Source organism: Marinobacter sp. (assembly GCF_035268745.1).
Classification (GTDB): Bacteria; Pseudomonadota; Gammaproteobacteria; order Pseudomonadales; family Oleiphilaceae; genus Marinobacter.
Genome location: NZ_DATFKH010000118.1, coordinates 1 through 12,625, shown reverse-complemented (window position 1 = coordinate 12,625; position 12,625 = coordinate 1). Strand labels below are relative to the sequence as shown.

Here is a 12,625-nt window from a genome sequence, read left to right as displayed (position 1 = left end):
GAACAAGGAGCACCAAATGACAAAAGTCATCTACCCCGGCACTTTTGACCCCATCACCAACGGCCATACGGACCTGATTGAGCGTGCGGGCCGGCTTTTTGACGAAGTTGTCGTTGCCATTGCCTACAATCCGAAAAAATCCCCGCTTCTTAACCTGGATGAACGCTGCCAACTGGTGGCAACCGCCACCGCCCACCTGCCCAATGTGACCGTGACCGGATTCAGCAACCTGCTGGCGGATTTCGTTCGGGAACAGGGCGCGACCGTCATAATGCGTGGGTTAAGAGCGGTCTCGGATTTTGAATTTGAATTCCAGCTCGCCGACATGAACCGCCGGCTGGCACCAGAGGTCGAGAGCATGTTTCTGACGCCGGCCAATCACCTGTCCTACATCTCCTCGACGCTGATCCGCGAAATTGCCTCTCTGGGCGGCGATGTCTCCGAGTTTGTCGACCCGGCGGTTCAGCAAGCCCTGCGGAAGAAATTCGCCGACCGCCCCTCAGAAGATGGGCGGTAGTGGCAACACGTTTCCGTTGATGGTCAGCGCCATATCCTCCAGCGTGCCGGCCATGCGCAGACGATTCCCTTCCTGCACCACCATGCCATCCTCGACCAGGGGAGCTATCTGCAGAGCGAGGGCCTGATTATTGTCCACCAGAGCAGCCGGCATGCTGATATCGAAATTGCCGGTCAGTCCCTGCATTACCATCATCGCCCGGGATTTTTCCTGCTCCGACAGTTGCGGATGGCGAATCATCAGTTCACCCCTGACCGGTCCTTCCGGCGTGCTCAGATCAATCGTCGGCAACCCGAAACTGAAGCCTTCCGCTGCCAGCCCCAGGATGGCAGCGTTGACCCGCTGAAAGGACTGCATCTGCTGTTCCATCACGGCCCGGGGATTCGTCTCAGCTGCCGGGTTCACGGCCGCCTGCTGCATGTCGTTAACGGCCGATGAGATTTCATCAAGACTTGTCACATCCAGACCGTCGAACATGACCTGAATTTCGTGCGGGCCGGAATCCCGGTCATCGACGGTAAGCTTGTCCAGGCGGATGCTGGATTCTCCGTTCAGCCGCGCGCCCGCATCTGAGACATCGGAACTGCTGACCACAGACAAACCTTCGAAACGTACAGGGGATTGCTGTGGCAGCTCAAAACCGAGGCCGGCCAGTTCGACTCTGCCGCTGCCGAGCCAGAGATTGCCTGTCAGGCGCTCCATCGTCTGTTCCACCCGGAAATCGGTCATGGCAATCTTTACATCGGGCCCGGCCAGGGTCAGGCCCGGCCACTGCACCCGGATATCCACTTCAGTGCCCGCCGAGCCGATATCGGCACGACCATAGGCCCGGGCACTGGTCAGTGTCTCATCGGTGTCCCGGTCAGCGACGTCTACCGCGGGCACTGTTATTTCCACAGTTGCGGTGCCCCAGATGCGGGTTTCGAGAGTCAGGCGAGGTTTTTCATCGGGAAAGAATTTCTCGACATCGGCTGTCGCACTGTCCGCAGTGGAAAAATCCATCAGGCTACCGGTAACACCGTGACTGACCCGGGCCTGATACTCAATCCGCCGGATTTCCCCGCTGTCCGGCACCACCAGCGTGACATAGCCACGGACACTGGCGTCAAGATAACCACGGTCGTAGTCCCGGGTTTCCAGCCGCAGAACATCCTGGGCGCTATTGAACCCGGTCGCCACGCCCTGCCATTGGCGCTCGGTATAATAGCCAACACCCCAGGGGGCGGCAGCAGCGACTCCCAGCGTTAAAATGCCGACCACCAGCCATCGTGTTTTCAAATTCCGTTCTCCCTGCAGCGCCCGGCCGTCGGTTATTGTGATGTACCGGTCAGCCGGTCCAGCAGAACCAGTTGCGACGCCAGACGCTCCTCGCCCTCCGCCGGCCGGTTCTGAATGTAACTGCCGTCGGACTGCAGGATCCAGGACTGGCAATTGTCCGCAAGGTAAGTGTCCAGATCCTCCCGCAGTCGCGCCGAAAGCGACGGATCTTCTATCGGAAACGCCGTCTCGACCCGGCTCAGCAGATTCCGCTCCATGCCGTCGGCGCTTGAACAATAAACGTCAGGATGGCCATCGTTGCCGAAATAATAGACCCGCGTATGCTCCAGAAAACGACCAATGATCGAACGCACCCGGATATTCTCGGACAGACCCGGCACTTCGGGTCGCAGACAGCACACGCCGCGAATAATCAGATCAATCTTGACCCCGGCCTGGGAGGCGCGGTAAAGCGCCTTGATCAGTTCACGTTCGGTCAGGGCATTGAACTTGAAAATGATCCGGCCCTTGTCACCCAGTTCGGCTTCGCGATCCACCAGCGCCAGCAGACGAGCGTGAAGCGTGAAGGGCGAGTGAAACAGTTTCTTGATTTTCAGAGCCTTGCCCATACCCGTCAGCTGCTGGAACAGCTTGTTCACGTCATCGCTGATGGACTCGTCGCAGGTCATGAAGCTGTAGTCCGTGTACAACCTGGCATTGCCCGCGTGATAGTTGCCTGTACCCAGGTGAACATACCGGCGCAGACGCCCTTCCTCCCGTCGCACAATCAGGATCATCTTGGCGTGTGTCTTGTAGCCCACCACACCGTAAACCACGATCACCCCGGCCTCCTGCAGACGGCTGGCGAGCTCCAGGTTTTCGGCTTCGCTGAACCTTGCCCTGAGCTCGATGATGGCCGTCACTTCCTTGCCGCGCCGGGCGGCATCCATCAATGCCTCGACGATCTCGGAATCCGCACCGGTACGGTAAAGAGTCTGGCGGATGGCCAGCACCTGGGAATCCTTGGCGGCCTGGCGCAACAGATCCACCACCGGACTGAAGTTTTCATAAGGGTGCAGCAGCAACAAAGGCCGTTTGCGGATCGCATCGAACATGGAGTCCTTGCTGCGGATAGACCGGGGTATCGACGGCGAGAAATTGGAATAGGTCAGGTCCGGCCGGTCCACCAGGCCACCGACCGCCATCAGGCGCGTCAGGTTTACCGGACCATGAACCAGGTAAAGATCCCTATCGGTCAGGCCGAATTCCCGCAACAGGAAACGCACCAGTTCTTCCGGGCAGTTATCCGCCACTTCCAGTCGCACACCATCACCAAAGCGACGACTGAGCAACTCACCCCGCAAGGCGGACGCCAGATCTTCCAGGTCGTCCTCCAGCTCGAGGTCGGCGTTCCGGGTCAGGCGGAACTGATAGCAGCCCTTAACTTCCATACCCGGGAAAAGCTCTTCGGCGTGGGCGTGAATCATCGACGACAGGAACACCAGGTTCTCGCCGCCGCTGCAGATATCATCCGGCAGCCGCACCAGTCGCGGCAGGGAACGGGGCGCCGGCACGATTGCCATACCGGTCTCGCGGCCGAAGGCGTCTTTGCCATCCAGCTCGACAATAAAGTTCAGGCTTTTATTCACCAGTCGCGGGAATGGATGGGACGGGTCCAGCCCGATCGGGCTCACCACTGGCAGAATCTCGTCCTCAAAGTAGTGGCGCACCCACTCGGCCTGCTCTGCGGTCCATTCCCGGCGCCGGACAAAATGAATGTTCTCCCGCTCCATTTCCGGGATCAGAATATCGTTCAGAATCTCGTACTGTTCGCGGATGTACTCGTGGGCCACCCGGCTGATTTCCCCAAGCACCTCTTCCGGCATCATGCCGTCGGAACCCAGGGTTTCACGGCCGTATTTGATCTGCTGGCGCAGCCCCGCCACCCGGATTTCGAAAAATTCATCCATGTTGCTGCTGAAGATGCAGCAGAACATCAGCCGGTTAAGTAGCGGGTGTGTGGTATCGAGGGCCTGTTTCAGCACCCGGTAGTTGAACTGGAGCTGGCTCAGTTCCCGGTTGAAATAATTCTGCCGGGCAGACACGTTAACGTCACCACCGGGCTCTGGCAGTTCTACCGGCGCCGGCACGCTATCGGGCCGGGATGCGCTGTCCTGATTCGCTGATTCCGTCGTCATTGCTCATTCATTCCACTGTTGCTCCGCATTCCGGCTTACCGGGGAGGGCCTGGCCTGAAGCTTTCGATATCAGGCTGCTCAGGTTGATTTCATCAGCCGGGCTGCTCTTACCGCAAAATAGGTCAGGATGGCATCAGCACCGGCTCTTCGCATGGCTATCAGGCTTTCCATCATCACCGCATCACCGTCCAGCCAGCCGTTTTCCGCTGCGGCCATATGCATGGCGTATTCACCGCTGACCTGGTAGACAAATGTCGGAACCTGCAGTTCCTGTTTCACCCGGCGGACAATATCCAGATAAGGCATGCCTGGTTTGATCATGACCATGTCGGCACCTTCCGCGATATCCATTGCAACTTCATGAATCGCTTCGTCGCTGTTGGCCGGGTCCATCTGGTAGGTCGCCTTGTTGCCCTTGCCCAGATTGCCTGCCGAGCCGACCGCATCGCGGAAGGGCCCGTAGTAGCTGGAGGCGTATTTCGCAGCATAGGCAAGAATACGGGTGTTTACATGGCCTGCATTTTCCAGCGCTTCACGGATGGCGGCCACCCTGCCATCCATCATGTCAGACGGCGCCACAACATCCGCACCGGCGGCCGCATGGGACAGAGCCTGACGAACCAGCGCCTCAATCGTGACATCATTCAGCACATAGCCCTGATCGTCGATAATGCCGTCCTGGCCGTGGGTGGTGAACGGGTCCAGTGCCACATCGGTGATTACGCCAAGGTCCGGAAACGCACGCTTGAGCGCTCTGACAGCGCGCTGCGCCAGGCCCTCCGGATCCCAGGCGCCGGAGCCGGACAGGTCCTTGCGCTCGGCAGCTACCACCGGAAACAGGGCAATCGCCGGAACCCCCAGCGACACCAGCTCACCCGCCTGTTCCAGCAGAAGGTCAATGCTCAGGCGCTCGACACCGGGCATGGATGCCACGGCTTCCCGTTGCTCTTCCCCCTCAAGCACAAACACCGGAAAAATCAGGTTGTCGACGCTCAGCCGGTTCTCCCGGGTCATTCGGCGGGAAAAGTCATCAGCACGGTTTCGACGTAGACGGGTACCGGGGTAACGACGGTTGACCGGTGAACTCACACAGTTTCTCCTCTGCCTTGATGAAAGTCTCTACCTCCATCATACACGGCCACAAGGAGTCAGGGCAGGCCAGTCAACCGGTTCCCTCAAATGGTTCCGTCGGGCCGGAGCGGGTTCCAGCGGTAGCCGGCTGGTTATAGCGAATGGCTGTTAAAACTGATCTCGACCTTTCTGGGTGCGTCGTTTCTGAAAGCCGTGTTCACTTCCTCAATCCTGCCGCCCCGACTGAGAAAAGCCTCAATGTCACGCTGCAGCTGGGCCCTGATACGGGCGCGACCGGCAACGGTATGAGTGTCCTCACTGTCAAGAAACCAGTTTCCGGAATGCTCCAGATTGCTTTCGTCGAACTCGCTCATGGCGTCTCTCCTGCAACGAAAACAGTAAACCGGGCGTCTTTACGCCCGAATCAACGGAAATCCTGTACAACCCCCGTCTTGGCATCTTTATAATGCGGTTTCAGTGACGGCGCTATTTCCTCCCGAAGTCTTTTTTGTAATTTTTTGTAACATGTTTCATGAAACTGTTTTAAAAAGATAAAACCGAAGCTCTGGACTGAATTCATGCGTTGACGGAAGAAATGAATAATGGTTCACTAGTTACAGGAATGCAGGATGCCCTATCGTGAAACTGAAAAGATGCGCAATCGCAAAGCTCAGGCTCGCCGGCGCATCATCGAATGTACGCAGCAATGCATTGCCGAAGGCGGCTTTCGCAATGCCCGCGTTACCAGCATTGCCGAAGGCTCCGGGGTGGCCACCGGGACCATATACCGGCACTTTGAGTCCAAGGAAGACCTGTTTGCCGAAATCTTCCGCATCGCGACCCAGATAGAAGTCGACAAGGTAGCCGAAGCATTGGCGAGCGAGGGCAACGCCGTCCTCAGGCTGGAAAGAGCTTTACGTCAGTTTGCGGTCAGAGCCCTGAGAAGCCCGACCGTCGCCTGGGCACTGATTGCCGAGCCGGTCGACCCGAAAGTTGAAGAAGAGCGACTCAAATTCCGCCGCGCTTACGCGGAGTTACTGGAAAGCGCCATCGAACAGGGCATGGCCGAAGGGAGTCTGCCGCAGCAACAGGCATCCCGGAGCAGTGCCTGCCTGGTAGGCGCAATCGCCGAAAGTCTGGTAGGGCCGTTATCGCCGTCAGTGGCGAATGCACAATCCCTGGCCAGTAATAACGACAGTCAGCCGCTGGTCGACTCCATCATATGTTTTTGCATGCAGGGGCTGACTGGCAATCGGAGGTAAATATGAACGCCCGCCAGCCAGCGCCCGGCTATGCCCAGACCCACGAGGTACTCAATCAGCCTCCGGCCCTGGAAAACTACAATCTGTTCAAACAGGATACGGCCCTACAGGAAGCGGTTGCCCGTGAGGGCGCAGTGGCCGCCATTGCGGACCTCGACCGCTTTGGCGCCTGGGCAGGCTCGGCAGGCGCCATTGAGCTGGGATTCCAGGCCAATGCCAGCAAGCCCGGCTTCGATACCCACGATCGTTTTGGCCACCGGGTTGATCAGGTCAACTTTCATCCGGCGTACCATCAGCTGATGACAAAAGCCGTGGAGGAAGGTCTGCACAGCAGTCCCTGGACTCACCCTGGCGAGGGCTCCAACGTAGCACGGGCCGCAAAATACTATATGCATTCCCAGGTTGAAGCCGCCCACTGCTGCCCGATTACCATGACCTTCGCAGCCGTACCTTCGATCCGCAAGCAGCCGGAACTGGCGGCACTCTGGGAACCGAAAATCCTGGCCAACCAGTATGATCCGGCCAACTGCCCGGACACCAAAAAGCAGTCGGTCACCATCGGCATGGCGATGACCGAAAAACAGGGCGGCAGTGACGTGCGCGCCAACACCACCAAGGCCTACCCGGTCGGAACCAGCGGCCCCGGTCAGGCCTATGAACTGGTCGGCCACAAGTGGTTCGTATCGGCCCCGATGTGCGATGCATTTTTGGTGCTGGCCCAGACCAGCGGCGGGCTGTCCTGTTTCCTGATGCCCCGCTGGCGTCCGGATGGCAGCAAGAACCCTTGGCAGGTCCAGCGCCTGAAAAGCAAGATGGGCAATGTGGCCAATGCTTCCAGCGAAGCCGAACTGCGGGGTGCGCTGGCCTGGATGGTGGGCGAAGAAGGCCGTGGCGTGCCCACCATCATCGAAATGGTCGCCATGACCCGCTTCGACTGCATGATCGGCAGTTCAGCAGGCATGCGCCAGGCCCTGGCGCAGGCAACACACCACTGCCGCCACCGCAGCGCCTTTGGTCAACACCTGAACAAACAGCCGCTGATGCAGAACGTACTGGCCGATCTGGCACTGGAAAGCGAAGCGGCGATGGCCTACACCCTGCGAGTTGCCCGCGCGCTCGACAACCAGCATCTGGAACACGAACGCCTGCTGGCAAGACTGGCCACCCCCGTCGGCAAATACTGGATCTGCAAACGCACCCCCAATCATGCCTATGAGTCCATGGAGTGCCTGGGTGGCAACGGCGTGATCGAAGATTGCATCATGCCACGGCTGTTGCGGGAATCACCGGTAAATGCCATCTGGGAGGGCAGTGGCAATGTGCAGTGTCTGGATACTCTGAGAGCATTACAGAAAGAGCCGGACACCCTGGACGCCTTCTTCAGCGAGGCCAGCATCGCCAGCGGTACCGACCCGCACTTTGATCGGTTTCTGGCCCGGCTGAAGCACGACTTTACCGATATCGGCGACTTCGAGTACCGGGCCCGCAATCTGGTAGACCGGCTGGCATTGCTGATGCAGGCTGCCCTGATGCTGCGCCATTCCGACCCTGCGGCGGCCGACGCTTTCTGTGCTTCGCGACTGGCTTACACCGGCGGACTGAACTATGGCAACCTTCCCCCGGGGCTGGACACTTTGCGCATTATCCGCCGGGCAACTCCTGTAGTAGACTGACCGAAAGGCACCTTCCAACACAGTGAACGCTCATGTCCGATGCGCTGCGCAAGCTTCTGAACACCGAAAACTCCCCGCCGGTGATTACTCCCCATGTGGGCGTTCTCACCCTGCATTTTCAGCTTTATGGATGTGAGGATCTGAAGGCAAAGCGCAAGGTTTTCACCGCACTGAAAGCAATATGGGGCAAAGAGCCCGACCTGGCCGTTGCCGAAACAGCGGATCAGGAAGCGCTGGATTGCGCCACCTGGACCATTGCCGCACTGGGCGGGTCCTCGCGGCAAATTTCCGAGCGTCTGGATCAGGTTGAAAAAGCCATCGAAGAACGGGTGGACGCGGCTATTCTCGATGTACACCGGGAAATTCTCTGATCCTGTGCCGGCCCGGCTCGCTGTGGCGTCTGACCGCGTGGCGCCGTATACTACGGGCCCTCAAGGGAGAGCGGCGTCCATGCCCGCCGGTCAACAACAGATTGCATTTACCTTCCACAAGGCACCCGGGATGGGCCTGTGGTTGACCACTCAAAGTGTGTGGCCCCTATGAACGGAAAGAAAAAGTCAGCCCAGGCCTCGGTTGAAGCCATGCATCGCGTGTTCACGGTGCCTGAAGCCCCGGAATCAACCCTTAGCCGCATCGATCAGAACATCTCCCGCAATCTGGCCGGGTTTCTTCAGGAACACATTGTCGCGGTTGAACGGGACCTGGCCGAGGTTGAAAAAGACTTTTCCGAATACGACATCCCGGAAAAGCCCGTTTTCGTCTCGGAGCAGGCGCAGTTCCTGCTGGAAAAACTGGTGGCCAATTCGGTTCACACTGCGTCCCCGAGCTTTCTCGGCCACATGACGTCGGCACTGCCTTATTTCATGCTGCCGCTGTCGAAGATAATGATTGCCCTTAACCAGAATCTGGTGAAAACCGAAACCTCCAAGGCCTTCACGCCCATGGAGAGACAGGTGCTGGGCATGATTCACCGGCTGGTCTACCAGCAGGACGGTGCCTTTTACCGCAAGTGGATGCATGACCCCGGCCATGCTCTCGGCGCCATGTGCTCCGGCGGCACTGTTGCAAACCTGACAGCCCTTTGGGTTGCCCGCAATAACGCCTTCCCCGCAGAAGGCAGTTTCCGGGGCATCCATCAGGAAGGCCTGTTCCGGGCCCTGCGTTACTACGGCTGTGAGGGCGCCGCCATTCTGGTGTCCCGCCGGGGCCACTATTCGCTCCGCAAGGCGGCGGATGTACTCGGCCTGGGCCGTGAATTCCTGGTGGCGGTTGACACTGACCATGACAACCGGATCAATACCGATGCCCTGCGGAAAAAATGCCTCGAACTGCACCGCCAGAAAATCCGGGTGATGGCCATCTGTGGCATCGCAGGCACCACCGAAACCGGCAATATAGATCCACTGGACGCGATGGCAGACATTGCCAAGGAATTTGGCGCCCACTTCCATGTGGACGCGGCCTGGGGCGGCCCGACGCTGTTCTCACGCACCTACCGCGGGCTGATGCGGGGCATCGAGCGGGCCGACTCGGTAACCTTTGACGCCCACAAACAACTTTACGTTCCCATGGGTGCGGGCCTGGTGGTATTCCGGGATCCGGCGCTGGCAAGCGCAGTGGAGCACCATGCCCAGTACATAATCCGCAAGGGCTCAAGGGATCTGGGCAGCAACACGCTGGAAGGCTCCCGCCCCGGTATGTGCATGCTGATCCATTCCGGCCTCAAGATTCTGGCGCGGGAAGGCTACGAAATCCTGATTGATCAGGGCATAGAAAAGGCCCGGACCTTTGCGGAAATGATTGACGACGAACCGGATTTCGAGCTTGTTACCCGGCCGGAGCTGAACATTCTGACCTATCGCTATTGTCCTGAAAACGTGCAGCAGGCGCTGCAAAGTGCCACCCCAGACCAGTTGGAAAAGCTGAACACCTGCCTGAACCGCATCACCAAGTTCCTCCAGAAAACCCAGCGGGAACGCGGCAAGGCCTTCGTTTCACGGACCCGACTGGAACCAGCCCGCTACAGCCATTTCCCGTGTATCGTATTCCGGGTGGTTCTCGCCAATCCGCTGACCACCCCCGATATCCTGACGGACATTCTGGCAGAGCAGCGGGAACTGGCAAAAGAAGAGAGTATTCAGGACGAAATCACCATCCTTCAGCAAATGGCAGAGGCTGTTCTGCAGGGTCCCGGGCATGGCCTGAAGCACGCCTGAGGCCCCGATGTAGCGTAAGACAGGCTCAGTAAAGCGCTTCCTCGTCGTCCAGCACCTCGTCCAGAATATCCAGAAACATGCGATCAGCGTCGCTCCAGTTTTCCGGAATCCGGATGGTGGTGTTGGCGCTGATTTCCCGCGCAATTTTCTCGTCGGCGTCCTGCTGGTCACGATATTTACGGGCAATTTCAACGGATTTGACCGCAATCGTGGGATCGCTGAGGACCTTCTTGATAAACACCCTGAGCTCGCCAATGACTTTTGACTGACGGCTTTCTGAAGCTGAACTCATTTATCCATCCCCTTGCAAAAAGCATTTCGAAGCAAACAGCCCCGCTCTGACATGCCCTAGTATGGGCCAAATGCCCCAACCTGTGCCAGACCCTGTTGTCGCCCGCCTGATAAAACCGGACCAGGGCACGCCAGTGCTCAAAGCCACTACAATAACCTGTCTTTTGCGTTAAGGAGCCTCTGAATGACTCCCGGATTGCCTCTGGCTATCGGACAGATCCCCGTACGCTCGGCCTCCGCCCTTTAGCGCTTATTGTTCCTGCGCCGCGCCTAAGGTCCTGAAAAGACCTGTCCACTTACTTTGTTATTCATTAGTATGCCTACGAATTTCAAGCAAACCAGAAAAGCGATCTAAGGATGCAATATGGCCTCAATCCGGATTCTGGTGGGCAGCGTTTACGGCACTGCGCTGATGACCGCCAGAGAACTGAAAAAGAGCCTCGAACCCGAAGGCCACACCCTGATAATCAACGAGCAGCCGGAGCTGTCGGACATCACCAACAATACGGACCCGCTTCTTGTCTGCACATCGACGACCGGTCAGGGTGAGGTACCGCCCAACCTTCTGCCATTCTACCTGGAACTGCGTGATACCCTTCCCCAGCAACCCGGTCGCCCTTTCGGTGTCATCGTGCTGGGCGACAGCTCTTATGGCGACACCTTCTGTGGCGCGGGCGATCTTCTCGAGGAGGCACTGCTGGAGACCGGTGCCCGCAAAACCGGCGATACTCTGAAAATCGATGCCCTGGAAACCCCGGAACCCGCTGACGAAGCTCTGCCATGGCTGAGGACGTGGCTGGCGCAGCTGTAAACAGCGCTGAAGGCTCTCTTAACAGCGCTGAAGGCTCTCTCCGGCAACCGGGCTAGCCGCGCTTGCGGATCAGGGCCTCCTGGGCGGTGGACGCCACCAGCCGGCCCGCCGTATCGTAAAAGCTGCCACGATTGAAACCACGCCCACCAGAGGCGCTGGGACTATCCATGTCATAAAGCAGCCACTCATCCATCCGGAACGGGCGATGGAACCAGATGGCGTGATCCAGGCTGGCCAGCTGCAGCCCCCGGCTCAGAATCGTTACCCCGTGGGGGCCGAGCGAGGTACCCAGAAACTCAAAGTCCGAGGCATAGGCCAGCAGACAGCAGTGCAGCATAGGGTCATCCGGCAGCTCCCCCCGGGCGCGAAACCAGCTCTGCTGGTAAGGCGGGCGCGGATCCGGCTGCAGCGAACTGACAGGATTCACAGGCCGGATTTCAATCGGGCGGTTGCGGGTAAGCTTTGCCCGCTTATGCTCGGGCACATCCGGCGCCAGAATTTTTCCGTAATCCTGCTCTGACCCGAGTTCTTCGGGCCCCGGCGTTTCCGGTTTATCAAACTGATGATCGAAGCCTTCCTCCGCGACCTGAAACGACATCGAGCCGGTGAGGATTTCTTTTCCCCGCTGACGGGCGATCACCCGGCGCACAGAGAAAGTGCCGCCATCCCGTACCCGCTGGACTTCGTAATCAATAGGCAGCTGGTGGTTACCCGGCCGCAAAAAATAGGCGTGCATTGAATGCGGCCCGCGATTTTCAACGCTGCGGCTGGCCGCCATCAACGCCTGGCCAAGTACCTGGCCGCCGAACACATTGGGAAAGCCGAGGTCTTCACTGTCACCCTGAAAGTGATCGTTGCCGGTTTCGGCAAGGTCCAGTAATTCCACCAGCCTGCGGGTTACGTCGAGCATTACTTCTCCTGTTGAGCACACGATTGTTTGCCAGCTCCGCCTAGCAGTGGATCGGCGGTACTTCCTTTGCGAGCGCCTGTTTTTCCGAAACGTAACGGCCGGTCACAGCGAACCCCAGCAGTTGTCCGTCGCCGGCTCTGAACAGGGCCTGTACATTCTCGCCGTCCGTTTCCACTTCCCACTCGCCCTCTGCGTCAGCAGGCGGGGGATAAACGGCGGCAGGACAGCAGGGAGTTTTGACGATAACCGGCATGACGCCATAGGCCACTTCGGTTCTTTCACCAGCCAGAGTTCTGGCCAGGGCACGGGCACAGGCCATCAGGGGCATCACATAAGGCAGCACCATGCCGTCAACCTCGGCGCAATCGCCCAGAGCGTAGACATCCGGTGCCGAGGTTTCCAGTGCCCGGTTCACCACA

12 protein-coding genes and 1 pseudogene are annotated in these 12,625 nt (G+C 58.7%); 6 read left to right on the top strand and 7 right to left on the bottom strand.

Features of this window, described 5'->3' with window-relative positions:
• The first annotated feature begins 16 nt into the window (after window positions 1-16).
• Entirely contained in the window at window positions 17-517 is a 501-nt protein-coding gene (coaD, locus tag VJ956_RS08815) for a pantetheine-phosphate adenylyltransferase (RefSeq protein ID WP_324083902.1), read from the top strand.
• Here coaD and VJ956_RS08810 read toward each other — a convergent pair.
• The 4 genes from VJ956_RS08810 to VJ956_RS08795 all read right to left on the bottom strand — a co-directional run bounded on the left by VJ956_RS08810 (window position 500) and on the right by VJ956_RS08795 (window position 5,417).
• The gene (locus VJ956_RS08810; RefSeq protein ID WP_324083900.1) at window positions 500-1,795 is read right to left on the bottom strand and encodes a DUF945 family protein; all 1,296 of its coding nucleotides are present in this window, start codon (window positions 1,793-1,795) and stop codon (window positions 500-502) included. The genes coaD and VJ956_RS08810 overlap by 18 nt on opposite strands.
• 32 nt (window positions 1,796-1,827) lie before the next feature.
• Window positions 1,828-3,972 (bottom strand): polyphosphate kinase 1, encoded by a 2,145-nt coding sequence (gene ppk1, locus VJ956_RS08805; protein ID WP_324083897.1) that lies wholly within the window; start codon window positions 3,970-3,972, stop codon window positions 1,828-1,830.
• A gap of 78 nt (window positions 3,973-4,050) precedes the next feature.
• Window positions 4,051-5,061, bottom strand: a complete 1,011-nt coding sequence (hemB, locus tag VJ956_RS08800) for a porphobilinogen synthase (protein ID WP_324083896.1) — start codon at window positions 5,059-5,061, stop codon at window positions 4,051-4,053.
• A gap of 134 nt (window positions 5,062-5,195) precedes the next feature.
• A complete protein-coding gene (locus tag VJ956_RS08795) occupies window positions 5,196-5,417 on the bottom strand; it encodes a hypothetical protein (protein WP_324083895.1) in 222 nt (73 codons plus the stop codon).
• Window positions 5,418-5,672: 255 nt separating this feature from the next.
• Between VJ956_RS08795 and VJ956_RS08790 the strand changes: the two genes are divergently transcribed.
• The 4 genes from VJ956_RS08790 (at window position 5,673) to panP (ending at window position 10,194) form a co-directional block, all read left to right on the top strand.
• Window positions 5,673-6,305 (top strand): TetR/AcrR family transcriptional regulator, encoded by a 633-nt coding sequence (locus VJ956_RS08790; protein ID WP_324083893.1) that lies wholly within the window; start codon window positions 5,673-5,675, stop codon window positions 6,303-6,305.
• A 2-nt stretch (window positions 6,306-6,307) separates the two neighbouring features.
• Complete coding sequence (locus VJ956_RS08785) at window positions 6,308-7,978, top strand: acyl-CoA dehydrogenase family protein (protein WP_324083891.1); 1,671 nt, start codon at window positions 6,308-6,310, stop codon at window positions 7,976-7,978.
• Between the two features lie 32 nt (window positions 7,979-8,010).
• Window positions 8,011-8,349, top strand: coding sequence for a DUF503 domain-containing protein (locus VJ956_RS08780; protein ID WP_324083889.1), 339 nt, complete (start codon window positions 8,011-8,013; stop codon window positions 8,347-8,349).
• 168 nt (window positions 8,350-8,517) lie between these two features.
• Entirely contained in the window at window positions 8,518-10,194 is a 1,677-nt protein-coding gene (panP, locus tag VJ956_RS08775) for a pyridoxal-dependent aspartate 1-decarboxylase PanP (RefSeq protein WP_324083887.1), read from the top strand.
• Window positions 10,195-10,219: 25 nt separating this feature from the next.
• Here panP and VJ956_RS08770 read toward each other — a convergent pair whose 3' ends face one another.
• Complete coding sequence (locus VJ956_RS08770) at window positions 10,220-10,486, bottom strand: hypothetical protein (protein WP_324083885.1); 267 nt, start codon at window positions 10,484-10,486, stop codon at window positions 10,220-10,222.
• 363 nt (window positions 10,487-10,849) lie between these two features.
• On the opposite strand from VJ956_RS08770, the gene VJ956_RS08765 reads away from it, so the two are divergent.
• Window positions 10,850-11,296: a flavodoxin domain-containing protein gene (locus tag VJ956_RS08765; RefSeq protein WP_324083883.1), complete on the top strand. Its 447-nt coding sequence runs from the start codon at window positions 10,850-10,852 to the stop codon at window positions 11,294-11,296.
• A gap of 52 nt (window positions 11,297-11,348) precedes the next feature.
• On the opposite strand, the gene VJ956_RS08760 is transcribed toward VJ956_RS08765, so the two are convergent.
• Entirely contained in the window at window positions 11,349-12,206 is an 858-nt protein-coding gene (locus VJ956_RS08760) for an acyl-CoA thioesterase II (RefSeq protein ID WP_324083881.1), read from the bottom strand.
• A gap of 40 nt (window positions 12,207-12,246) precedes the next feature.
• Window positions 12,247-12,625, bottom strand: a pseudogene (locus VJ956_RS08755) (FAD-dependent oxidoreductase); the annotation flags it as partial.

Excerpts from the sequence above, each read along its gene's own strand:
- coaD (WP_324083902.1), top strand. The coding sequence starts at position 17 with ATGACAAAAGTCATCTACCCCGGCACTTTTGACCCCATCACCAACGGC.
- ppk1 (WP_324083897.1), bottom strand. The coding sequence starts at position 3,972 with ATGACGACGGAATCAGCGAATCAGGACAGCGCATCCCGGCCCGATAGC.
- VJ956_RS08795 (WP_324083895.1), bottom strand. The coding sequence starts at position 5,417 with ATGAGCGAGTTCGACGAAAGCAATCTGGAGCATTCCGGAAACTGGTTT.
- VJ956_RS08790 (WP_324083893.1), top strand. The coding sequence starts at position 5,673 with ATGCCCTATCGTGAAACTGAAAAGATGCGCAATCGCAAAGCTCAGGCT.
- VJ956_RS08785 (WP_324083891.1), top strand. The coding sequence starts at position 6,308 with ATGAACGCCCGCCAGCCAGCGCCCGGCTATGCCCAGACCCACGAGGTA.
- VJ956_RS08780 (WP_324083889.1), top strand. The coding sequence starts at position 8,011 with ATGTCCGATGCGCTGCGCAAGCTTCTGAACACCGAAAACTCCCCGCCG.
- panP (WP_324083887.1), top strand. The coding sequence starts at position 8,518 with ATGAACGGAAAGAAAAAGTCAGCCCAGGCCTCGGTTGAAGCCATGCAT.
- VJ956_RS08770 (WP_324083885.1), bottom strand. The coding sequence starts at position 10,486 with ATGAGTTCAGCTTCAGAAAGCCGTCAGTCAAAAGTCATTGGCGAGCTC.
- VJ956_RS08765 (WP_324083883.1), top strand. The coding sequence starts at position 10,850 with ATGGCCTCAATCCGGATTCTGGTGGGCAGCGTTTACGGCACTGCGCTG.
- VJ956_RS08760 (WP_324083881.1), bottom strand. The coding sequence starts at position 12,206 with ATGCTCGACGTAACCCGCAGGCTGGTGGAATTACTGGACCTTGCCGAA.